The following is a 20,122-nucleotide window of genomic DNA, read 5'->3' on the forward strand; positions in this document are numbered from 1 at the left end:
GGCGGCCCAAGGGTTCGGCGGCGACCGCGAGGCCGAGGTCGGTCGCCGGCAGCTGACGAAGCTCGTGGAGCGGCTCGGCGTCGTGCAGATCGACAGCGTCAACGTGGTCTCGCGCACCCACTACCTGCCGGCCTTCTCCCGACTGGGCGCCTATCCGCGGGAGCTGCTCGAGGAGCTGGCCTGGGGCCGGAAGAAGGCCTTCTTCGAGTACTGGGCCCACGAGGCCTCCCTGCTCCCCCCTCGCCAGCCAGCCGCTGTTCCGCTGGCGGATGCAGGACGCGAGAGACGGCGTCGGCACGTGGAAAGGCATCGCCAAGTTCCTGCGGGAGCGCCGCGACTTTCTCGACGACGTGCTGGACGAGATCGACCGACGAGGCCCGCTCTCGTCGTCGGAACTCGAGATGGGCCACAAGGGCCAGGGCGGCTGGTGGGGCTGGAGCGAATCCAAGAAGGCGCTCGAGTGCCTGTTCTGGGCGGGCGAGCTCACCACCGCCACTCGGCGCGGGACCTTCGAGCGCGTCTATGGGCTGCCGGACAAGGTGCTGCCAACGCCGGTGCGCGACGCGCCGACACCGTCCCGCGAGGCGGCCCAACGCGAGCTGCTGAAGATCGCCGCCCGCGCGATGGGGATCGCGACAGCCCGGGACCTGCGCGACTACTTCCGAATGGGCGTGGAAGAGACGAGGCAGCGACTGGCCGAGCTCGTCGAAGCGGGCGACCTCGTGGCGGTGACGGTGAAGGGCTGGCGCGAGGCGGCCTATCTTGATCCGGCCGCCCGCCGGCCTCGGAGGATCGGAGCCCACGCCCTGCTCTCGCCCTTCGACAACCTGATCTGGTTCCGCGACCGTACCGAGCGGATGTTCGGCGTCAGGGTTCGGCTGGAGATCTACACGCCGGCCGAGAAGCGTACCCACGGCTACTATGTCCTGCCGTTCCTCGAGGGCGACGCCCTCACGGCCCGCGTAGATCTGAAGGCCGACCGCAAGGCGGGAGCCCTGCTCGTGCAGGCCAGCCACGCGGAGCCCTGGGCTAGCGACGCCACCGCACCCGCCCTGGCTCAGGAACTGAGGCGGATGGCGGCCTGGCTGAACCTCGCGGAGGTCCGGGTCGCCCGCCGCGGAGACTTGGCGGGCGCCTTGGAAGCGGCGATCTAGCCCGGTGCGTCGCCACCGGTCTGGCCGGGTGGCGGGAGCTCGCTCTGGCGATCCTGCTGGGAGCCGAAGCTGGCCATCAGCTTTCGCTCCGCGCCGCGGGGATCGTTCTCGATCCGGCTCCGAAGGTCGAGGACCATCGTCGGCCGGGTTCTGGAATTGTAGGCCGGCCAGGACGGCAGGCCCGGCGCCGACGGCCTGCCGGTCTTGGCGAAGTTGGCCCAGGCGGCGCTGACCTGGTCGGCGAAAGCCTGGTCCTCCGGGGTCACGGGGCCGACCATACGATCGGCGTTGGCGAGCGTGTCGAAGACGTAGGGGATCTCCATGGCGTGCGGGGTGAAGTAGCGCCCACCCTGCACCGGCGTCTGCCGGTAGAAGGCATAGTAGTAGGCTGGCGCGCCGCCCTGATCCGCCTTCCGCGCGGCCTGGATCGTGGAATCCAGGAAATAGCTGCGGTCCGTTGTGATCATGTAGGCGAGCTCGGCGAGGCTCTTCTGCGGATGCAGGCGGCGATAGAGCGCCACGGTCTCGTCGGCCCGGCCCGGTGGGACCCACGCGGCCGCGAGCTTCGTCAGTCCCTCCTGGGTCAGGTTGTCCATGGCCGGATCGCCGCCAAGGAACACCGACTGCTCGGTGCGGTTCGTGCCGATCATCATCGGCACGTGCTTCGAGAGCTGGGGCGCGGCCGGATCGAAGGGGTGCCCCGGCACATAGTCTCCGTCCACCTGAGGCCGCCACTGGCCCAGGCCCGCGGCGGCCCTGGCCCCGGCGCGGACGAGGTCCGCCACCGGCACGTTCTGCAGCTTGTCGACTTCGCCCGGCGCGATCTCCAGCGCCTTCAGCAGCCGGGCCGCCTTCTCCCGGGCGAGCGCCTGACTGTCGAGGCGAAGCTGCGAGCCGCTCTGCACGACCGCCCGGTGGAACAGCCCCACCGCCGGGGTGAAGCCCATCATCACGCTGGTTTTCCGGCCGCCCCCGGATTCCCCGTGGATCAGCACGCGGTCGGGATCGCCGCCGAACCGGGCGATGTTGTCCCGCACCCACTGGAGCGCCAGGACGCAGTCCAGCATGCCCACATGGCCGCTGTGCGCGAAGCGGCCGCCGAGGCCCGAGAGGTCGCAGTAGCCCAGAACGTTGAGGCGATGGTTGATCGTGACGATCACAACGTCCTGCTTCCGGGCGATGTTGGTCCCGTCGTACCAGGTGGAGGAGCCCGAGCCGGTGGAGAAGCCGCCGCCGTGCATCCAGAACAGCACCGCGCGCTTGCCGCTCGTCGATGGCGTCCAGACGTTGAGCACCAGGCAGTCTTCGCTGACCGGCGGCTCGGGGACTGGCGAGCCGCCGCCGATCGGGCTGGGCAGTCTGGGGCCGGGCGTCTGGCCCGGGCGGAGCGTCGGCACGTTCATCTGCGGCGCGGTGGGGCCGTAGGCCAGGCAATCGCGGACGCCGTCCCAGGCCGCCTTCGGCTTCGGCGGCATAAAGCGGTTCGCGCCCGCGGTGCTCTCGCCGTAGGGGACTCCCTTGAAGACCAGCACTCCGCCGGCCTGTCGCCCGCGCACCTGGCCGGCCGTGGTCTTCACAACTGGATCCGCCCCCTGGCCGAATGCGGGAGCGGACAGCATGGCCGCCCCTGCGCCCAGCACGAAACGTCGATCGAAGCCGTGCCCCATGATCCCTCTCCCCCGAACGCCCGGGATCTTGAGCCCAGGAACATACCGAGTTTACGAAATCGGAGAACCGGCGCAACAGCCGTTCTGCGGTACTCAGATCATCCCTTCGGTAACCGCATGCAGCCGGGCGTAGGCTCCGCCGCGCTTGACCAGGTCGGCATGACGCCCTTCCTCCACGATGCGGCCGTTCTCGAACACCAGGATCCGGTCGGCGCCGCGGATGGTCGACAGGCGGTGAGCGATGACGATGGTGGTCCGTCCCGCCATCAGCTCCTCCATCGCCTGCTGCACCTGGCGCTCGGTCTCGACGTCCAAGGATGAGGTGGCCTCGTCCAGCACCAGGATCGGGGCGTCGGCCAGGAACGCCCGGGCGATGGCCACCCTCTGCCGCTCGCCGCCGGACAGCTTCACGCCACGCTCGCCGACCAGGGTGTCGTAGCCCTTGGGCAGGCGGGCGATGAAGTCGTGGGCGCGGGCGCGCTTCGCCGCCAGCTCGATCTCGGCCTGGGTCGCGTCGGGACGGGCATAGGCGATGTTCTCGGCAATCGTCCGATGGAAGAGCGCCGGATCCTGCGGGACCACCGCGATCGCCTGGCGGAGGCTGGCCTGGGCCACCTGCGAGACGTCCTGGCCATCGATCAGGATGCGTCCGCCCTGTACGTCGTAGAGGCGCTGCACCAGCTTCACGAACGTCGACTTGCCCGAGCCCGTCGGCCCCACCAGCGCCACGCGTTCTCCCGGCGCGATCACCAGGCTGAAGTCGCGGTAGAGGTCCTGGTCCGCCGACTTGTAGCGGAAGGTCACCCGGTCGAAGGCGATCTCGCCGAGGTCGCGCCGGAATGGCCGGGCCTTCGGGTTGTCGAGGACCTGGGGGTCGGTCTGCAGATAGCGGGCGACATCCTCGATGTCGTCCATGCCCCGCTGCGCCATCCGGATGTTCTCGCCGATGTTGCGCAGGTAACCGGTCATGAGCATGAAGGAGGTGATGGCGAAGGCGATGTCGCCCGCGCCGGCGCGGCCCTGCGTCCACTCCCGAACCAGCAGCCCGGTGAGGCCCGCCTGCAGCGCGACGAGCAGCAGGTTGTGGAACAGCCAAAGGTCGGTGAAGCGGCTCCAACTACGGATGGTGGCGCGGCGCCAGGTTTCGGTGACCGCACCGATCCGGGCCTCCTCTCGCGCCTCGGCGCCGAAGGCCTTCACCGTCGCATTCGAGGAGATGGAGTCGGCCAGCGCTCCGCCGATGCGCGAGTCCAGCGCCACCGACTTCTGGTTGGCGGGGCGGGCATAGAGGCCGGTGAGGAAGATGTTCGAGGCCACATAGGCGACGACCACGACGGCGGCGAAGAGGCCGACCACGGGCCAGCGCAGCAGCATCATCACGCAGAGGCCGCCCAGCACCAGAAAAGCCGGGCCGAACCAGATCACCGTGGCGTCGGTGACGGTGTCGTACCCCCACATCGCGCGCGACAGGCGCCTGACCGTGGCTCCGGCGAAGGTGTCGGCGTGCCAGTCGGCCGAGAACGACTGCACCCGCCGGAAGGCGTCGTCGGTCATCGCCTTCATGTTGTTGGCGCTCATCGGGATGAGGAAGCGCATGGCGGTGTTCCGGATTACCGAGAAGGCGAAGTACACGCCCACGAACAGCGCCCAGGCGGCCCAGGCGGGGTCGGGGTTGGCCGGACCGGCGACGACGGCTTCAACCAGCCGGCCAGCCGCCCAGGGCATGGCCAGATCGAAGCCGATGGCCAGCAGCGTCAGGCCCACCGTGCCGGCGAGCAGCCAGGGTTGGCGGCGCCAGTAGCTGGCGACGAAGCCCAGCACCTGCCGGTTCGAGAGCACGCGCCGACGGTTCTCCTCGGCGTCTTCGTAATGGTCGGTCATGGTCGGTCTCGGGAACGGAGATCCGGCGGGTTGCGTCGCGGGCGGCGCACGCCGAACGTCCGGGAGTTTGGCGATGGGATGACGTGAGGCGGCCGGACCGAGCGACAGGGCGAGCTCGCGCGGATCAACCGGCGAGAGCGGGCCCGGGACAGGCTGTCCGAGCGAAGCTAGGGGTGCGGCGGCGGCCCGGGGCGTTGGCGGGAAAGCGGCGCGACGAACGTCATGCTGTCCTCCCTCCTCGGCCTCGAAGGCTTTGAGTTAGGCCCGGGTCCGTCGAGGGTCAAGCCGACCGCAGAACATGGTTTCACAAGCGGCATTTCGGCCACACCGCCACTTCTGCTAAGCCGCCGGCCATGACCAGCACCGACCGCCTCCCCGACGCGGCCCCGACCAACTGGGTGGACCGGCACGCGCCGCGGGCGCTGCGGCCGTGGCTGAAGCTCGGGCGGTTCGACCGGCCGGCGGGGATCTGGCTGCTGATGCTGCCCGGCTGGCAAGGGATCGCCCTCGCCTGCGCGATGGCCGGCCGCTGGCCGGACGCCACGCTGCTCCTCAAGTTCTTCCTCGGCGCCGCGCTCATGCGGGCGGCCGGCTGCGCCTACAACGACATCGTCGACCGAGACATCGACGCGAGGGTGGCCCGCACCGCGGCGAGGCCGGTGGCGTCCGGGCGGATCAGCGTCAAGCAGGCCTGGGCGTTCGTGATCGGCTGCAGCCTGGTCTCGCTCGCCATCCTCCTGACCCTGGGCCAGCTGGCGTTCGGGCTCGGCGTCGCCTCCTGCCTGCTCGTCGCCGCCTATCCGTTCATGAAGCGGATCACCTGGTGGCCGCAGGCGTGGCTGGGCCTGACCTTCAACTGGGGCGCCCTGATGGGCTTCGCCGCCGCGGCCGGAGAACTGACGCTGGCGCCCGTGCTGCTGTACCTCGGCGGTGTCTTCTGGACCCTCGGCTACGACACCATCTACGCGATCCAGGACCTGGAGGACGACGCTCTCGTCGGCGTGAAATCCTCTACCCGCAGGCTGGGCGCGAACGTCCGGCGAGGCGTGGCGGTCTTTTACGGCATCAGCCTGGCCCTGACGCTCGCGGCGGGGTTCACGGCGGCGCTCACCGTGTTCTTCCTGCCGCTGTTCGCGCTCTATGGCGTCCACCTGGTGCTTCAGGCGAGGCGGGTGCGGGCGGACCAGCCGGCGCAGGCGTTGTTTCTGTTCAAGTCGAACGCATGGGCGGGGCTGGTGCTGTTCGCGGCCATTGCGGCGGGCGCTTACACGCTCTGAGCCGGCTTTGACTTCGTTTCTTGTATGACATACAAATAAGTGCATGGCCGACGTCCATGCGCTTGCTGAGGTACGTCCGCTCCGGGAGCCCGGGAAGCGGATGCGCTCGCGCCTGCTGGATGCTGCCGTCGAGCTCTTCAAGGCGAAGGGGCTGGCCGGGGTCGCGGTCGCCGAGATCGCCATGGCCGCCGGCGCCTATCCCAGCCAGGTGACCTACTACTTCCGCACCAAGGAGGCCCTGTTCGTCGAGGCTGCCTGCCGCGAGGTGCTGTACGTGGCGCGTCAGGCCGAACAGGCGGCGTCCACCGCGGCCAGCGGCCGGGACTACAACCGTCGCCTCGTGGAGACGGTGATCGGCTCCCCCGGCCTCGCGCTGTTCGTCGAGGCCCTCTCGCTGACGCGACGCCGCCAGGACCTTGCGCCCCTGATCGAACGCACGTTCGAGCGGCTGCACGCCGAGGGCGACCGTGCCTACGCCGACGTGCGCGCCCGCCGCGGCTGGAACGCCGGCGAGGATGCGGGCGCCGTCGCCCGGCGGTTCTGGACCCTGGCGCTCGGCATCGCCCTGCGCGAAGGCGCCACGGACGCCACAGTCGAGCAGGCCGTCGAGGAGATGGTCGTTCTGCTGCGACACCGTCCAAAAGCCGGAGCCGCCTGATGCCCGCCGCCGCCCGCGTGAGTCCGAAGGACTATTTCACACCCGAGGAGTGGGCGCCTCTGGCGAAGAAGTCGGCCTGGAAGGGACCGGCCATTATGGCCCACGCCTGGCTGGTCATCGGCGCGGCCGCCGCCATGGCCCTGGCCTTCCCGATCACCATACCGCTGGCGGTCATGATCATCGGCGCCCGGCAGCTCGGCCTCGCCATCCTGATGCACGACGCCGCCCACGGCGCGCTGCACCCGGACCTCAAGGTCAACGACTTCCTGGGCGACAAGCTCACCCCCGGCGGCCTCGTCGCCTACCGGACCTATCACCTCGGCCATCACAAGTACGCCCAGCAGACCGAGGACCCGGACCTCGTCCTGTCGGCCCCGTTCCCGATCACCCGCACCTCGCTCCGCCGCAAGATCGTCCGCGATCTGACGGGCCAGACCTATTACAAGCAGCGCTGGGCCGGTCTGGTGAAGCGGTTGCGCGTGCGCAAGGCGGGCGAGCCCCTGTGGCCCATCCTCCGCGACGCCGTCGTCTCTCGGAAGCGCTTCTTCACGGGGATGGTCGCGACCATCGCTCTTACCGCACCGTTCGGGTTCTGGTGGGCCTGGTTCGTCCTTTGGCTGCTGCCCCAGGCGACCTGGCTGCCGATGGTCACCCGCCTGCGGAACATCGCCGAACACGCCCTCGTGGCCAAGGACGAGCCCGATCCGCTGCGCCATGCCCGGACCACCCACGCGAACTGGCTGGAACGCGCCCTGCTCGCCCCCTACTGGGTGAACTACCACTGCGAGCACCACATGTTCATGCACGTGCCCTGCTACAACCTGCCGAAGGTCCGGGCCCATCTGGAGCGCAGCGGCGTCACCGGGAAGATGCTGTCGGCGCCCGGCTATCTCGACGTGCTGAAGCTTGCGTCCGGCAAGCCCGAGCGCGTAGCCGTGGCGGCGTGATCGCCCCCACCCTCGAAGCGCGCCGCGCCTTCATCCTCGAGAACACCCGTCCGCAGCGGCCGCCGCACACGCCGGAGCTGACGCTTCATCTCGCCGACGAGATCACGCCCATCTGGCGCATGACCGAGGAGGCGCTCGCCGAGATCGGCCTGCCGCCGCCGTTCTGGGCCTTCGCCTGGGCGGGGGGCCAAGCGCTCTCACGCTATGTGCTCGACAATCCGGGTCTCGTCGCAGGCAAGGGCGTGGTCGACTTCGCCTCGGGCTCGGGGATCGTAGCCATCGCGGCGCTGAAGGCTGGCGCGGGGCGCGTGCTGGCCGCCGACATCGACACGTTCTGCGGCGCGGCGCTGGCGGTGAACAGCGAAGCCAACGATGTCGCGCCGGAGTTCACCGACGCCGACCTGCTGGAGGCGCCGGCCCCCGCCTGGGCCGAGGTGATCCTGGCGGGCGACATCTGCTACGAGAAGCCGCTCGCCGCGCGCGTGATGGCCTGGCTCGGCGAGGCGCGGGACCGCGGCGCGGCCGTGCTGATCGGCGACCCGGGCCGCAGCTACTTCCCACGCGAGGGCCTGGTGAAGCTCGCCGAATACCAGGTGCCCACCACCCGCGAGCTGGAGGACATGGAAGTCAAGAGGACGGCCGTCTGGGCCCTGCCCTAGCGCGCCGCGGCGAAATACCGGGTCGTGCCCACCAGCCGATGCCTCCGATCGTGGACCAGCACCCGAGCGTCCGCGCCGCCGCCGGCGAGTTTCTGCGCCAAAGCGTGCGCCTGGCCTCGGCTCGCGCGCCCGAGCCGAACACGACCGGCTCGACGCCGGCGCTGCAGTCCATCAGCCACCCGCCGGGCAACGGCCGCACACTCACCAGAACGTCCTGCACCGACACCTGGACACCAATTCTCCCGTTGGATGAGGACCTTAGTCCGCCTGCGGGCTCCCCGCGTTCACCTAGGCGAACAGCGTCACTGCTTGCGCGCGGCGCCTGCGCCGTCTAGAACAATACAGGAACACGAAAGAAGGCGGGTGATGAGAGAAGACGGCAAGATCGACTACGTGGAGCTGCCCGCCGAGGACATGGCCGCGCAGACGGCGTTCTACGGCGCGGCGTTCGGCTGGACCTTCCAGGCCTACGGTCCAAACTATCAAGCGTTCGACCAGGGGCTCGACGGGGGGCTTCTACAATCCGGACGCCGAGAATCCGAAGAAGCCCCCGCTGGTGGTGCTCTACGCCCATGACCTCGAGGCCATGGAGGCCAGGGTGAAAGCCGCTGGCGGCGTGATCACCGCCCCGATCTTCAGCTTCCCCGGCGGCCGCCGCTTCCATTTCCAGGATCCAGGCGGCAACGAACTGGCTGTCTGGAGCGAGGGTTAAGCGCAAAGAAAGGGCCGCGGTCTGCGGCCGCGGCCCCTTCTCGACTGGGCGCCGAGCTAGTTGCCGCCGGCCTTCGGCGCTTCGGTCTCGGCCGATTGCCGGCGGCGCGGCATCAGCTTCTGCGCCTCGCGCAGTTCGTCGGGGTCGAGAGCGCCGTCGGCGTTCTTGTCGATGACGCCGAAGAACTTGGCCATCATGTCGCCAGTCTGCCCCTTCAGCTCGGCCTTCTGCAGCTTGCCGTCGAAGTTGTCGTCCATGGCGCCCATGAAGAGCGTGGCCTGCAGCTGCTTGTCGTAGTCCGGCCGCTGGTCCTGCACGGTCTCGTCGACCCAGCGGTAGTGCAGGTAGGTGGCGAGCATCTCCTCCCACGACTGCTCGCCCCAGGTGACCACCTTGTTGGGGTCGGGGTTCGCGGGGTTCCGTTTGGAGTTGTCGTAGGTGTAGCGCGTCACGACCTTGGTCCCGGCCGGGATCTTCAACGGCTCGGCCAGGAAGTACTCGTACTGCCAGTTGAAGTCGTAGCGCGGCAGCGAGAGCAGCATCTGCTCGCGACCGTCCGGATAGATCACCGAGACGCTCGCCGACGAGCCGCGGTGGTGGGCGTGCGGCGTCAGGCCGTAGATGATCGCGTCCTTCGGGAACTGGAGGTAGGCCTGCTCGTGGTGCTCCTCGGTGTTGGCCGGGATCACGATCGAGAAGTCGAAGATACCCATGGTGCGGAGCACGTACTTGGGCTCCTGCCCCTTGGGATAGAAGTACATCCCCATCTGGGTCTTCTCGACCGTCTCGCGGCCGTAGGGCGTGTAGTGGTTCTGGAACGCCACGCCGCCGGACGGCGGCACCCAGACGCCGTGGTCGTCGGGATTGATGTTCGATCCGCGGCCCGGGCCGTAGCCGCCGAGCGAAGCGCCCCACTGGGTCTCGGTCGCGGTGTCGCCGGTCTTGAACTCGCCGTCGACCACGCCGGTCAGGATGTGGTGCACCGCCTGCCGGTCGGTGACCCGGAAGGTCGTCGCCTTCATCCAGCGGCCCTCGGTCATCACGCTCGGCACAACGGGGCGCTGGTAGTCCAGCACGCCCTGGGCGGGGATGGTGAAGGGCGGGAATCTCGACGATCACGTCCGGCTTGCCCAGCGGCCAGTCGGGCGCCTTGAAGTCGATCTTGGCGAGCGGGTCCTCGCCCTCGCCTCGCGGCGCGCCCGCCTCGATCCAGTGGACGAGGGTCTTGATCTGGTCAGGGCTGAGGCGGTCGTCGTCCTTGAAATGGCCCACCGTCTGGTCAGCCATGTAGGGCGGCATGCGGCCCGTGCGGATCACTTCGCGGATCATCGGCGAGAAGCCCTTGACCTGCTCGTAGGTGTTCAGCGGCATCGGGCCGATGCCGCCCGGCTGGTGGCACGTGGCGCACTTGGCCTGGATGATCGGCGCGACCTCGTTGGCGTAGCTGATCTTGGCGAAGCTCGCGGCCTTGGCGCGCTCGGGGAAGGCGATGGCCCCACCCTTGGCGGCAACCTTCGTGAAGGCGGCCGGGCGGCCGGCGACGAGGCCATCGACCGCGGCGCGGGGGCCCGCCGTGGGGCCGCGATAGACGACCTGCCAGCTCTTCGGGTCGACCACGAAGACCTCGGCCGCCCGGGTTACGCCCAGCTGCTCGCCGACGAGCTGCTGGTAGTCGAAGAGGATGGGCGCGTCGAAGCCGATCGCCGCGGCGTCCTTCTTCACCGCCTCGCGCTTCTCGCCGAGGCGCGAGGCCACCGCGAGCATTTCCACGCCCTTGCCGGCGTAGTCGCGCTTCAGGGCCGCCAGAGCCGGCGCATCCTTGCGAAGCTGGGCGTCGCCCGAGGCGTAGGCCACCAGCACGACCGCCTTGGCGTCGCCGAACCGATAGAGCTCGCGGGCGATCAGGTTCTGATCGGCCAGCCGAAAGTTGTCGACCGTCTGGGCCGCGTGGGCAGGGCCCACGACGAGGGCGGCGACGCCTGCAACCAGCGCCACGACCGCGGACCACACGCCCGACCTACGCGCCAAACCCATCTCCAGCCTCCCGTCCGGAATTTCTTGTTATCCGAACGAGATGATCCGAGCCGCATTGCGCAATTATGTCAGGCCGCTCGGAAAGTTGACGCGGGCGTCAGTCCTGGGCCGCACGCCCCGCCGCCTTGCCGGCGTCGAACCGGCGGACGAAGTCGTCCAGCAGCCGGACGCCGAAGCCCTGGGAGCCCTTTGGCGCCGTCGGCTGGTCGCGTTCGATCCAGGTGACCGAGGCGATGTCCAGGTGCGCCCAGGGCGTGGTCGGCTCGGCGAAGTAGCCGATGAAGTGGGCGCCAATGCCCGCCCCGGCCGCGCCGCCGCCCTCGGCGATGTCGCGGATGTCGGCGATCGGGCTCTCCAGGTCCTTGGCGTAGCTGGGATGGAGGGGCAGGCGCCACACCGGCTCACCCGAGGCCTTTGACGAGGCCTGCAGCTGTTCGACCAGGCCGTCGTGGCGGCTGAAGAGGCCGGCGTAGTCGTCGCCGAGCGCTGTCCCGACAGCGCCAGTGAGGGTGGCGAGGTTGACGATGGCGGCGGGCTTGTAGCGCTTGTCGGCGTACGCGGTGGCGTCCGCCAGGACGATGCGACCTTCGGCGTCGGTGTTCAGGCGTTCGATGCTCTTGCCGTTGTAGGCGCGGATCACGTCGCCCGGCCGGGCGGCGCCGCCGTCCGGCATGTTCTCGGCGAGGGCGGCGACACCCACGACGTGCACCGGCGCGCCGGACTTGGCCAAGGAGAGCACGGCGGCGATGGCCGACGCGGCCCCGGCCATGTCGTCCTTCATCTTCCACATGCCAGAGCCGGGCTTCAGCGACGTGCCGCCGGAATCGAAGGTGATCCCCTTGCCGGTCAGCACCACCGGGGGCCGCCGGCGCCCGCACCCCTGTATTCCACGATCAACAGCCGCGGCGGCCTCGGAGAGCCCTGGCCGACACTGAGGATCGCGTTCATGCCCAGCTTCTGCATCGCCGGCACATCGAGCGCCTCGATGGTCACGCCGGACACGCCCCTGAAGGCCGCCCGCGTGCGCTCTACGAAGACCTCCGGATAGACGATGTTGGCCGGCTCGGTCGTCAGGTCGCGGGCGAAGGCCACCGCCTCGGCCAGGGCGCGGCCCTGGCGCGCATAAGCGGCCTGGGCGGCGGCGGCGTCGGGGGTCACGACGACCAGCGCCTGCGGCTCCGCGGCCTCTCCAGGCGTCTTCGTCTTGTAACTGGCGGCGAACCGGTAGGCGCCCAGCGCCGCGCCGACAGCCGGTTGCAAGGGGTCGCCGAGGCCGGTGGCCACAAACGCGGTCGGGCGTTCGGACTTGGCGGTGGCCCGCGCCGCCTGGCCTCCGAGGTTCTGCAGGTCGACGGCGGTGAGGGCGGAGCCCTCCGCGGGCTTTGCGCCCAGGATCAGGATCTCGTCATAGGCGCCCAGCCCGCGCAGGCTGAGGCTGGAACCGGCCTTGTAGTCGAACTTGGCCGAAGCGAGTGCGCGGGCGACCGCGGCGCGCACCGTGGGGTCGAGCACGGCGCCGCGCGTCGCCAGGTCGGCGTCCGACGCCAGCGGCAGCACGAGGCCACCGTCCTGCGGCGCCTGGGCGGCGAAGCTGATGGGCCGCGCCTCGGCGGCGGCGGCGGCGGCAAGGGCGAGGGTCGAGGCCAGCGTCAGAGCGGCAAGGCGCATGAAGGTCTCCGGACAGACAGTGTGCCGCTTGTTTAGCAGGCGGACGCGGGCTGGCTAGGCGGTGGCGACCGGCGCCGCTAAGACTTCGACCACCGCGTTCCCCGGAGCTTCCCGCCCATGCGCCGCCGCACGTTCCTCGCCACCCTGCCCGCCGTCGCCGCCGCGGGCCCGGCGCTGGCTCAGTCGCAGATCGTGGCCGGCGACAACCCGAACCGTAAGCGGCCCGACGTGCATGCCGGCGACCGGATCGCCGGCGCCAACTTCGCCTCTCGTTCGGCGGCCTGGGGCGTGAACGGCGCGGCGGCGACCGCCCACCCGCTGGCGACGCAGGCCGCGATCGGCGTGCTGAAGAGGGGCGGCTCGGCGGCGGACGCGGCTGTCGCCGCCAACGCCTGCCTGGGCCTGATGGAGCCCATCGCCTGCGGGATTGGCGGCGATTGCTACGTGCTGCTGTGGGACCCGAAGGCCGGGAAGGTCATGGGCCTGAACAGCTCCGGCCGCTCCCCGCGCGGCCTGTCCCTGGAGACGGTGCGCAGCCGAGCCGACGCGCGAGGACTGCTGCCCTCATGGGGCGCGGTGACGGTGAGCGTACCCGGCACGGTGGACGCCTGGCGGGCCCTGCACGAGCGCTACGGCAAGCTAAAGTGGGCCGAGCTGTTCGATGACGCCATCCACTACGCCGAGGCCGGCCACCCGATCACCCAGAACGTCGCCTTCTACCTGGCGGGAAGCCAGAAGAGGTTCACCGACCCGGCCTCCAAGATCGAGGAGGTGGAGAACTTCCTGAAGGTCTGGGCGCCCACGGGCCGGACGCCGGCCGAGGGCGAGATCTTCAAGAACCCGGCGCTGGGGCGCACCTACCGCCTGATCGCCCAGGGCGGCGGCCGCGCGTTCTACGAGGGCGAGATCGCCGAGACCATCGAGCGCTACTTCAGACGGATCGGCGGCTGGATGACCAGGGCCGACCTGGCGGCGCACAAGGCCGTCTGGACCCAGGTCCACGCCACCCGCTACCGGGGCGTCGAGGTGCACGCTTTGGGCGACAACACCCAGGGCCTGGCCACTCTCCAGATGCTAAACATCATGGAGACCTTCGACTACCGCCGCTTCGGTTTCCAGTCGGCGGCGGCGATCCACCATTCGGTGGAAGCCAAGCGCCTCGCCTACGAAGACCGCGCTCGCTTCTACGCCGACCAGGACTTCTATAAGTCGCCCGTGGAGTGGCTGATCTCCAAGGACTATGCCCGCGAGCGCGCCCGGCTGATCCGGCCCGACAGGATCCTGACGCCCGTGTATCCGGGCCAGGCCCCCAGCCGCGGCGACACCACCTACTTCACGACCGCCGATGCGGACGGGATGATGGTGTCGATCATCCAGTCGAACTACCGGGGCATGGGGTCGGGTCTCTCGCCGGACGGCCTCGGCTTCATGTTGCAGGATCGCGGCGAGCTGTTCGCCACCCAGGACGGCCACCCCAACATCTACGCGCCGGGCAAGCGGCCCTTCCAGACCATCATCCCCGGCTTCGCGACGCGGGACGGCCAGCCCTGGCTCGCCTTCGGCGTGATGGGCGGCGACATGCAGCCCCAGGGTCAGGTGCAGATCATCTCGAACATGGTCGATTTCGGCCTGGGCGTGCAGGAGGCCGGGGACAGCCCGCGTTGGCACCATGGCGGGTCTTCCGAGCCGACCGGCGAGCCGCAGCAGGGGGTGGGCGTGCTCAACCTTGAGACCGGCGTGCCCGCGGCGACCCAGAAGGCGCTGGCGGCGCTTGGCTGGAGTCTCAGGCCAGATCCCGGCGGCTATGGCGGCTATCAGGCGATCGAGCGGTGGCCGGGCCGCTACGCCGCCGCCACCGAGATGCGCAAGGACGGCGTGGCCCTGGCCTACTGAGAGGCGTCGGCCTCCAGCAGCCGGCCCTTGGAGTCCACGGCGAAGAGCGGGGTCGTCCCCGCGGTCACCTCGATCCGTTCGCAATCGTGGTGACGGCGCAGCACCTCGGGGATCGAGGTCAGGATGTCGGCGGCCCGCGTGACGGTGACCGTCTCGCGTGGGATGGCGCTCCCTTCGTGGATCACGTGCAGGCGGTACATGACGCCTGTTTGGAAGAACGGCGATTCCGTTCACAGCCAGGAGAAATACCTAAGGGAAGTTGCTAGGGGTGACCGCATGACCCACGACGAGATGGAAGCCATCGTCCTGTCCTTCCCCGGTACGGCGACGGGAACCAGCTACGGCAAGCCAGCCTATCTCGTGGACGGCAAGTTCTTCACGCGCCTGCGCCGCGACGATGCAAGCCTCGTCCTGATGGACGTCTCGTTCGACGAGCGCGAGATGCTGATGGAGGCCGAACCGGCCACCTTCCACATCACCCCGCACTACAAGGATTATCCGAGCGTGCTGGCGCGGATGGAGAGCCTGCACCCGGGTTCCTTCCGCAACTTCCTGGAGCGCCGCTTCCGCAAGATCGCGAAGAAGGCGGCCGTGAAGGCCTGGGAGAAGGCTCAGGCCGGGGCCTAGAACTCGTCCTCGATGGCGGAGCGGAAGGCCTCGAACACCTCGCGCGCGTTCTGCTCCGGCGGGAGTTCCGGCTCGGTCGGGAGGAGCGGCGCCCCGACCGCCGCCAGCCGGCCGACCCTCGCGCCATGCTGTACGAGCAGGAGCTCCTCGCCGACCTCCAGCCCCTTCAGCACGGCGGCGGCGTTCGGGGGCAGGTCGTCGAGATCCAGGCGCTTCATGGCGCCATCCTAGACCCGGGGGAGCCCGCCGGGTAAATCGCCGCTCATGGCTTACCGATCGCTGCGCGAGTTCCTGACGAAGCTGGAGGCCGCGGGCGAGCTGGTCCGCGTGACGGAGCCGGTGTCCTCCGTGCTGGAAATGACCGAGATCCAGCGCCGCCTCCTGGCCACCGGCGGGCCCGCCGTGTTGTTCGAGAACGTGATCCGAGCCGACGGCGAGCGCTCGTCGATGCCGGCCCTCATCAACCTGTTCGGGACGGTGAAGCGGGTCGCCATGGGCGTGACCCTCGAAGGCAAGGAACGCACCACGGCCGACGAACTGCGCGAGGTGGGCGAGCTGCTGGCGTTCCTGCGCCAGCCGGAGCCGCCGCGCGGCCTCAAGGACGCGTGGGACATGCTGCCGCTCGCCAAGACGGTGATGGGAATGCGGCCGCAGGTGCGGAAATCGGGCCCCGTGCAGGACGTGGTGCTGAAGGGCGACCAGGTCGACCTCACGAAGCTGCCGATCCAGACCTGCTGGCCGGGCGAGCCCGCGCCGCTGATCACCTGGCCGCTGGTGGTCACCAAGGGCCCGTCCGAAGACCGCGAAGACGACTACAACCTCGGCATCTACCGCATGCAGGTGCTGGGGAAGAACAGGACGATCATGCGCTGGCTGGCGCATCGTGGCGGGGCCCAGCACCACCGCCGCTGGAAGGGCGCGGGCAAGCGCGACCCGCTGCCGGCCTGTGCGGTGATCGGGGCCGACCCCGGGACGATCCTGGCCGCTGTGACGCCGGTGCCGGACACCTTGTCGGAGTACCAGTTCGCGGGCCTGATGCGCGGCGCGAAGCTCGACCTCGTTCCGGCCAAGACCGTGCCGCTGATGGTCCCGGCCCAGGCGGAGATCGTTCTCGAGGGCCACGTGCACCTGGACGAGTACGCCGACGAAGGCCCCTACGGCGACCACACCGGCTACTACAATTCGGTCGAGCGCTTCCCGGTGTTCGAGGTGACGGCGGTCACCATGCGCAAGGACCCGATCTACCTGACGACCTTCACCGGCCGGCCGCCGGACGAGCCCAGCGTGCTGGGCGAGGCGCTGAACGAGGTCTTCATCCCGCTGATCCGACAGCAGTTCCCGGAAATCGTCGACTTCTGGCTGCCGCCCGAGGGCTGCAGCTACCGCATCGCCGTCGTGTCGATGAAGAAGGCGTACCCGGGACACGCCAAGCGCGTGATGATGGGGGGTCTGGAGCTACCTTCGGCAATTCATGTACACGAAGTGGGTGATCGTCGTGGACGACGACATCGACGCCCGCGATTGGAAGGACGTCATGTGGGCCGTCTCGACCCGCATGGACCCGGCCCGTGACATCACCGTCGTCGAGAACACGCCGATCGACTACCTGGACTTCGCCAGTCCCCAGAGCGGCCTGGGCTCCAAGATCGGCCTCGACGCCACCAACAAGTGGCCGCCCGAGACCCATCGCGAGTGGGGCGAGAAGCTGTTCATGGACCAGGCGGTGATCGACACCGTCACCGCGAAGTGGGCCAGGCTCGGACTCCCCGGCGACGGCACGCCGGTCGACTAAGCGGTTGCGCCGCTTCTCGAAGCGGCGGCAACTGAGCCTTTGGGGGAGGGACGCCCATGGACATCGCCGCATCCGCCCACGCGGCCGCCCTCTGGGCCGGTCTGCACATCTTCCTGCTGCTGGTGCTGTCGGTGCTGGTCACCCGCCAGCGGCGAAAGCACCACGTCTCCCTGGGAGACGGCGGCGTGCCGGCGTTGGAGCAGGCGATCCGCGCGTTCGGCAACGCGAGCGAATACGTTCCGCCGGCGCTGATCGGGCTCGCCATCCTCGCACTGGCCGGCGCGCCGCCGCTCCTGATCCATCCGATCGGCCTCGTGCTGTTCGTCGGGCGGGTGATGCACGCCGTCGGCATTTCGCGAAGCGGTGGAGCGACGCTGCCGCGGGCTCTGGGAACGCTCGCCACCTGGATCGCCTACGTGGCGGTCGGCGCGGCGCTGCTTTTCTACGCCATCCCGTAAGCTTGTTCCGGCGCGCCCGGTCGGCCATATGGCCAGGATGGACGAAAACCTGCTGAACGACGTCGTGGCCGCTGCGCTCAAGGCGGGGGCCGACGCGGCCGAAGCCGTGGGCGCCGAACGGCGCAGCCTCTCCGTCAATGTCCGGGAAGGGGAACTCGAGGAGGTCGAGCGCGAGGAATCCCGCGACCTCGGCCTACGCGTCTTCGTGGGCCGCCGACAGGCGACCGTCTCCGGGTCGGACATCTCGTCAGAGGCCCGGGCAAAGCTGGTCGAGCGCGCCGTCGCCATGGCCAGGCTCGCGCCCGAGGATCCCTACGCCAGCCTGGCCGACCCCGACGCCCTGGCCCGTGGTGACCTTCCCGAACTCGACCTCTACGACCCGACCGAACCCACGCCCGAGGCCCTGGAGGAGCGCGCCCGCATCGCGGAGGCCGCCGCCCGCGCCCAGCCCAAGGTGACCAACTCCGACGGAGCCAGCGGGTCGTGGTCGTCGTCGCGCTGGGTGCTGGTGACCAGCGACGGCTTCACGGGCGTACACCGCGCCTCCGGCTTCTCGATCGGCGCGTCGGCGATCGCGGGGGACGAGGGCGGCATGGAGACGGGCTACGACGGCCGCTCGGCCCGATGGGAGTCCGACCTGCCGCCGCCGGAGAGCCTCGGCGCCGAGGCGGGCCGCCGGGCCGCGGCGCGGCTGGGCGCCCGCAAGATCGCCTCGACGACCGCCCCCGTGATCTTCGAGAACCGGCTGGCCGCCTCGCTGATGAGCCCGCTGATCGGCGCCATCTCCGGCCCCGCCATCGCCCGCGGCACCTCGTTCCTGAAGGACAAGCTGGGCCAGCAGGTGTTCGCCGAGCGCATCACCATCACCGACGATCCGCACAAGCGCCGGGGCCTGGGCTCCTCGCCCTTCGATGACGAGGGCGTCCGCAACGAGCGCCGCGAACTGGTCGACGCCGGCGTCCTCACCACCTGGCTGCTCAACACGTCCTCGGCGCGCCAACTGGGCCTCAAGACCACCGGCCACGCCTCGCGTGGGCTTGCCGGCCCGTCGGGCGTCTCGCCGAGCAACCTGACCCTGCAACCCGGCGACAAGGACCTGAACGGCCTGATGAAGGACGCAGGCTCGGGCCTCCTGGTGACCTCGATGTTCGGCCCGTCGCTGAACGGCAACACCGGCGACTGGTCGGTGGGGTGCTCGGGCTTCTGGTTCGAGAACGGGGAGATCGCCTATCCCGTCAACGAGATTACCGTGGCCGGCAACCTGCTCGACGTCTATGGGCGGCTCGTGCCGGGTTCGGACCTGGAGTTCCGCGGCGCGTCGAACGCACCGTCGCTGCTGGTCGACAACCTGGCCATCGCGGGGCGCTGACGCTGCACGACCTGGACCTCCTGCTGGATGCGGCCCGCGAGGCGGGTGAACTGGCCGGGCGGCTGCGCCGGCAGGGGCTCGAGATCGAATACAAGGCCGGCAATTCGCCGGTCACCAACGCCGACCTCGCCGCGGACCGGCTGCTGAAGGCGCGGCTGCTGACCGCCCGGCCGAACTACGGCTGGCTGTCGGAGGAAACGGCCGACGACCCCGCGCGGCTCGCCCAGCGGCGGATCTTCGTGGTCGACCCGATCGACGGCACCCGAGCCTTCCTCAACGACCGGCCCTGGTGGGCGGTGTCGATCGCGGTGGTCGACGGCGAGCGGCCGGTGGCGGGGGTCGTCTTCGCGCCGGAAGTCGGCGAGACCTACGCCGCGCAGGCGGGCCAGGGCGCCACCCTGGACGGGCGGCCGATCCGGGCCGGCGACGCAAGTACGCTGGAAGCCTGCCGCATGGCCGGCGACCCAAACATGTTCCGCCATCCGAGTTGGCCGGTGCCATGGCCGGAGATGCGGGTGGAGCCCCGCAACTCCACCGCCTACCGCATGTGCCTTGTGGCCGCCGGATCGTTCGACGCCGCCGTGGCTCCGGTGGCGAAGCACGACTGGGACCTGGCGGCCGCCGATCTGATCGCCAGCGAAGCCGGTGCGTTCGTCGGCGACCACCACGGCCGGACGTTCCGCTACAACCGCCCGAAGCCGGTGCAGGCGAGCCTCGTCTGCGCCGCCCCGGGCCTCACCCCATTGATCCTGGACCGGGTCCGGCATATCCGCAGCGGAAACTGACCCCTTCCGCTACGAAAGCGTTTGCAGATCACCATGCCTGACAGCCAACAGCTCCTTCACCTCGTCATCGGCGGCGAGCTGAAGTCCCTGAACGGTCCGCCGGAATTCCGCGACCTGTCCAAGGTCGACCTCGTGGGCGCCTTCCCGTCCTACGACGAAGCCGTCCGCGCATGGCGCGCCAAGGCGCAGGAGACCGTGGACAACGCGCACATGCGCTATTTCGTGATCCACGCCCACAAGCTGCTGTCCCCCGCCGCGGGCGAGTAGTCAGCTCCGGACGATGCGGTCGACGAGGGCGCCGCCGCGCCAGAGCTCGACCGCATCACAGCTCTGATGCTCCCGCAGCAGCCGCTCGGCGCGCCCTTGGAGATGTTCCAGTTCGGTCCAGGGGGCCAGATCGACCACCGGCGCGATACCGTCCGCCCTGACGCACAGCAGGGTGCAGTATTCTTCCGCCGCGATGAGGGTCAGCCCTTCCTCCATGCGTGCACCTTGGCACGCGAGGGGCGAGCCGTCTGTTACAAAGGTCACTTTCGGGGGG

The 20,122-nt window shown here is 69.8% G+C and carries 17 protein-coding genes and 4 pseudogenes; 13 read left to right on the forward strand and 8 right to left on the reverse strand.

All coding sequences use genetic code 11. The features are described 5' to 3' along the window. Nucleotides 1-269 precede the first annotated feature (269 nt). A complete protein-coding gene (locus tag LRS10_RS03575; RefSeq protein WP_257836046.1) occupies nt 270-1,154 on the forward strand; it encodes a winged helix-turn-helix domain-containing protein in 885 nt (294 codons plus the stop codon). On the opposite strand, the gene LRS10_RS03580 is transcribed toward LRS10_RS03575, so the two are convergent. Both LRS10_RS03580 and LRS10_RS03585 read right to left on the reverse strand, forming a co-directional pair. Then, nucleotides 1,151-2,821 carry a carboxylesterase/lipase family protein gene (locus LRS10_RS03580; RefSeq protein WP_257836047.1) on the reverse strand — a complete coding sequence of 557 codons (1,671 nt, stop codon included), beginning with the start codon at nt 2,819-2,821 and terminating at the stop codon, nt 1,151-1,153. The two genes, LRS10_RS03575 and LRS10_RS03580, sit on opposite strands and share 4 nt — an antisense overlap. 93 nt (nt 2,822-2,914) lie before the next feature. After that, nucleotides 2,915-4,702 (reverse strand): ABC transporter ATP-binding protein, encoded by a 1,788-nt coding sequence (locus LRS10_RS03585; protein ID WP_257836048.1) that lies wholly within the window; start codon nt 4,700-4,702, stop codon nt 2,915-2,917. A gap of 353 nt (nt 4,703-5,055) precedes the next feature. Between LRS10_RS03585 and ubiA the strand changes: the two genes are divergently transcribed. The 5 genes and pseudogenes from ubiA to LRS10_RS24870 all read left to right on the forward strand — a co-directional run bounded on the left by ubiA (nt 5,056) and on the right by LRS10_RS24870 (nt 8,955). Next, a complete protein-coding gene (gene ubiA, locus LRS10_RS03590; protein ID WP_257836049.1) occupies nt 5,056-5,979 on the forward strand; it encodes a 4-hydroxybenzoate octaprenyltransferase in 924 nt (307 codons plus the stop codon). A gap of 43 nt (nt 5,980-6,022) precedes the next feature. Then, a complete protein-coding gene (locus LRS10_RS03595) occupies nt 6,023-6,637 on the forward strand; it encodes a TetR/AcrR family transcriptional regulator C-terminal domain-containing protein (RefSeq protein ID WP_257836050.1) in 615 nt (204 codons plus the stop codon). Beyond that, a complete protein-coding gene (locus LRS10_RS03600; protein WP_257836051.1) occupies nt 6,637-7,584 on the forward strand; it encodes a fatty acid desaturase family protein in 948 nt (315 codons plus the stop codon). Before LRS10_RS03595 ends, LRS10_RS03600 begins: the two co-directional genes overlap by 1 nt. Continuing rightward, nucleotides 7,581-8,243, forward strand: a complete 663-nt coding sequence (locus LRS10_RS03605) for a methyltransferase (protein WP_257836052.1) — start codon at nt 7,581-7,583, stop codon at nt 8,241-8,243. The genes LRS10_RS03600 and LRS10_RS03605 overlap by 4 nt, the downstream gene beginning before the upstream one ends. Before the next feature lie 366 nt (nt 8,244-8,609). Then, nucleotides 8,610-8,955: pseudogene (locus tag LRS10_RS24870) on the forward strand (VOC family protein). 56 nt (nt 8,956-9,011) lie between these two features. On the opposite strand, the gene LRS10_RS03620 reads toward LRS10_RS24870, so the two are convergent. From LRS10_RS03620 to LRS10_RS03625, 3 genes and pseudogenes are all read right to left on the reverse strand, one after another. Then, entirely contained in the window at nt 9,012-9,995 is a 984-nt protein-coding gene (locus LRS10_RS03620; RefSeq protein ID WP_257836055.1) for a hypothetical protein, read from the reverse strand. Nucleotides 9,996-10,617: 622 nt separating this feature from the next. Next, nucleotides 10,618-10,989: pseudogene (locus tag LRS10_RS24875) on the reverse strand (hypothetical protein); the annotation flags it as partial. Nucleotides 10,990-11,086: 97 nt separating this feature from the next. Next, a pseudogene (locus LRS10_RS03625) lies at nt 11,087-12,657 on the reverse strand (M17 family metallopeptidase). A gap of 117 nt (nt 12,658-12,774) precedes the next feature. Here LRS10_RS03625 and LRS10_RS03630 point away from each other — a divergent pair. Further along, entirely contained in the window at nt 12,775-14,550 is a 1,776-nt protein-coding gene (locus tag LRS10_RS03630) for a gamma-glutamyltransferase family protein (protein WP_257836056.1), read from the forward strand. On the opposite strand, the gene LRS10_RS03635 is transcribed toward LRS10_RS03630, so the two are convergent. Beyond that, nucleotides 14,544-14,750 carry a hypothetical protein gene (locus LRS10_RS03635; protein WP_257836057.1) on the reverse strand — a complete coding sequence of 69 codons (207 nt, stop codon included), beginning with the start codon at nt 14,748-14,750 and terminating at the stop codon, nt 14,544-14,546. The genes LRS10_RS03630 and LRS10_RS03635 overlap by 7 nt on opposite strands. 76 nt (nt 14,751-14,826) lie before the next feature. Here LRS10_RS03635 and LRS10_RS03640 point away from each other — a divergent pair, with 76 nt between their 5' ends. Further along, nucleotides 14,827-15,177 carry an MmcQ/YjbR family DNA-binding protein gene (locus LRS10_RS03640; protein ID WP_257836058.1) on the forward strand — a complete coding sequence of 117 codons (351 nt, stop codon included), beginning with the start codon at nt 14,827-14,829 and terminating at the stop codon, nt 15,175-15,177. Here the strand turns inward: LRS10_RS03640 and LRS10_RS03645 are convergent. After that, a complete protein-coding gene (locus LRS10_RS03645) occupies nt 15,174-15,395 on the reverse strand; it encodes a hypothetical protein (RefSeq protein ID WP_257836059.1) in 222 nt (73 codons plus the stop codon). The genes LRS10_RS03640 and LRS10_RS03645 overlap by 4 nt on opposite strands. A gap of 46 nt (nt 15,396-15,441) precedes the next feature. On the opposite strand from LRS10_RS03645, the pseudogene LRS10_RS03650 reads away from it, so the two are divergent. From LRS10_RS03650 to LRS10_RS03670, 5 genes and pseudogenes are all read left to right on the forward strand, one after another. Beyond that, nucleotides 15,442-16,969, forward strand: a pseudogene (locus LRS10_RS03650) (UbiD family decarboxylase). Between the two features lie 56 nt (nt 16,970-17,025). After that, on the forward strand, nt 17,026-17,427 hold the full coding sequence (locus LRS10_RS03655) for an MAPEG family protein (protein ID WP_257836060.1): 402 nt from the start codon (nt 17,026-17,028) through the stop codon (nt 17,425-17,427). A 37-nt stretch (nt 17,428-17,464) separates the two neighbouring features. Then, nucleotides 17,465-18,796 (forward strand): TldD/PmbA family protein, encoded by a 1,332-nt coding sequence (locus tag LRS10_RS03660; protein WP_257836061.1) that lies wholly within the window; start codon nt 17,465-17,467, stop codon nt 18,794-18,796. A 2-nt stretch (nt 18,797-18,798) separates the two neighbouring features. Continuing rightward, nucleotides 18,799-19,581: a 3'(2'),5'-bisphosphate nucleotidase CysQ gene (locus LRS10_RS03665; RefSeq protein ID WP_257839076.1), complete on the forward strand. Its 783-nt coding sequence runs from the start codon at nt 18,799-18,801 to the stop codon at nt 19,579-19,581. A 33-nt stretch (nt 19,582-19,614) separates the two neighbouring features. After that, on the forward strand, nt 19,615-19,848 hold the full coding sequence (locus LRS10_RS03670) for a DUF4170 domain-containing protein (RefSeq protein ID WP_257836062.1): 234 nt from the start codon (nt 19,615-19,617) through the stop codon (nt 19,846-19,848). On the opposite strand, the gene LRS10_RS03675 is transcribed toward LRS10_RS03670, so the two are convergent. Beyond that, entirely contained in the window at nt 19,849-20,064 is a 216-nt protein-coding gene (locus tag LRS10_RS03675) for a hypothetical protein (protein ID WP_257836063.1), read from the reverse strand. It lies immediately after the preceding gene. Between the last annotated feature and the right edge of the window lie 58 nt (nt 20,065-20,122).

Source organism: Phenylobacterium sp. J426 (genome assembly GCF_024699945.1).
Classification (GTDB): domain Bacteria; phylum Pseudomonadota; class Alphaproteobacteria; order Caulobacterales; family Caulobacteraceae; genus Phenylobacterium.

Coding starts and splice junctions, on each gene's coding strand:
- LRS10_RS03575 (WP_257836046.1), top strand. CDS start 270: ATGCAGGACGCGAGAGACGGCGTCGGCACGTGGAAAGGCATCGCCAAG.
- LRS10_RS03580 (WP_257836047.1), bottom strand. CDS start 2,821: ATGGGGCACGGCTTCGATCGACGTTTCGTGCTGGGCGCAGGGGCGGCC.
- LRS10_RS03585 (WP_257836048.1), bottom strand. CDS start 4,702: ATGACCGACCATTACGAAGACGCCGAGGAGAACCGTCGGCGCGTGCTC.
- ubiA (WP_257836049.1), top strand. CDS start 5,056: ATGACCAGCACCGACCGCCTCCCCGACGCGGCCCCGACCAACTGGGTG.
- LRS10_RS03595 (WP_257836050.1), top strand. CDS start 6,023: ATGGCCGACGTCCATGCGCTTGCTGAGGTACGTCCGCTCCGGGAGCCC.
- LRS10_RS03600 (WP_257836051.1), top strand. CDS start 6,637: ATGCCCGCCGCCGCCCGCGTGAGTCCGAAGGACTATTTCACACCCGAG.
- LRS10_RS03620 (WP_257836055.1), bottom strand. CDS start 9,995: ATGACCGAGGGCCGCTGGATGAAGGCGACGACCTTCCGGGTCACCGAC.
- LRS10_RS03630 (WP_257836056.1), top strand. CDS start 12,775: ATGCGCCGCCGCACGTTCCTCGCCACCCTGCCCGCCGTCGCCGCCGCG.
- LRS10_RS03635 (WP_257836057.1), bottom strand. CDS start 14,750: ATGTACCGCCTGCACGTGATCCACGAAGGGAGCGCCATCCCACGCGAG.
- LRS10_RS03640 (WP_257836058.1), top strand. CDS start 14,827: ATGACCCACGACGAGATGGAAGCCATCGTCCTGTCCTTCCCCGGTACG.
- LRS10_RS03645 (WP_257836059.1), bottom strand. CDS start 15,395: ATGAAGCGCCTGGATCTCGACGACCTGCCCCCGAACGCCGCCGCCGTG.
- LRS10_RS03655 (WP_257836060.1), top strand. CDS start 17,026: ATGGACATCGCCGCATCCGCCCACGCGGCCGCCCTCTGGGCCGGTCTG.
- LRS10_RS03660 (WP_257836061.1), top strand. CDS start 17,465: ATGGACGAAAACCTGCTGAACGACGTCGTGGCCGCTGCGCTCAAGGCG.
- LRS10_RS03670 (WP_257836062.1), top strand. CDS start 19,615: ATGCCTGACAGCCAACAGCTCCTTCACCTCGTCATCGGCGGCGAGCTG.
- LRS10_RS03675 (WP_257836063.1), bottom strand. CDS start 20,064: ATGGAGGAAGGGCTGACCCTCATCGCGGCGGAAGAATACTGCACCCTG.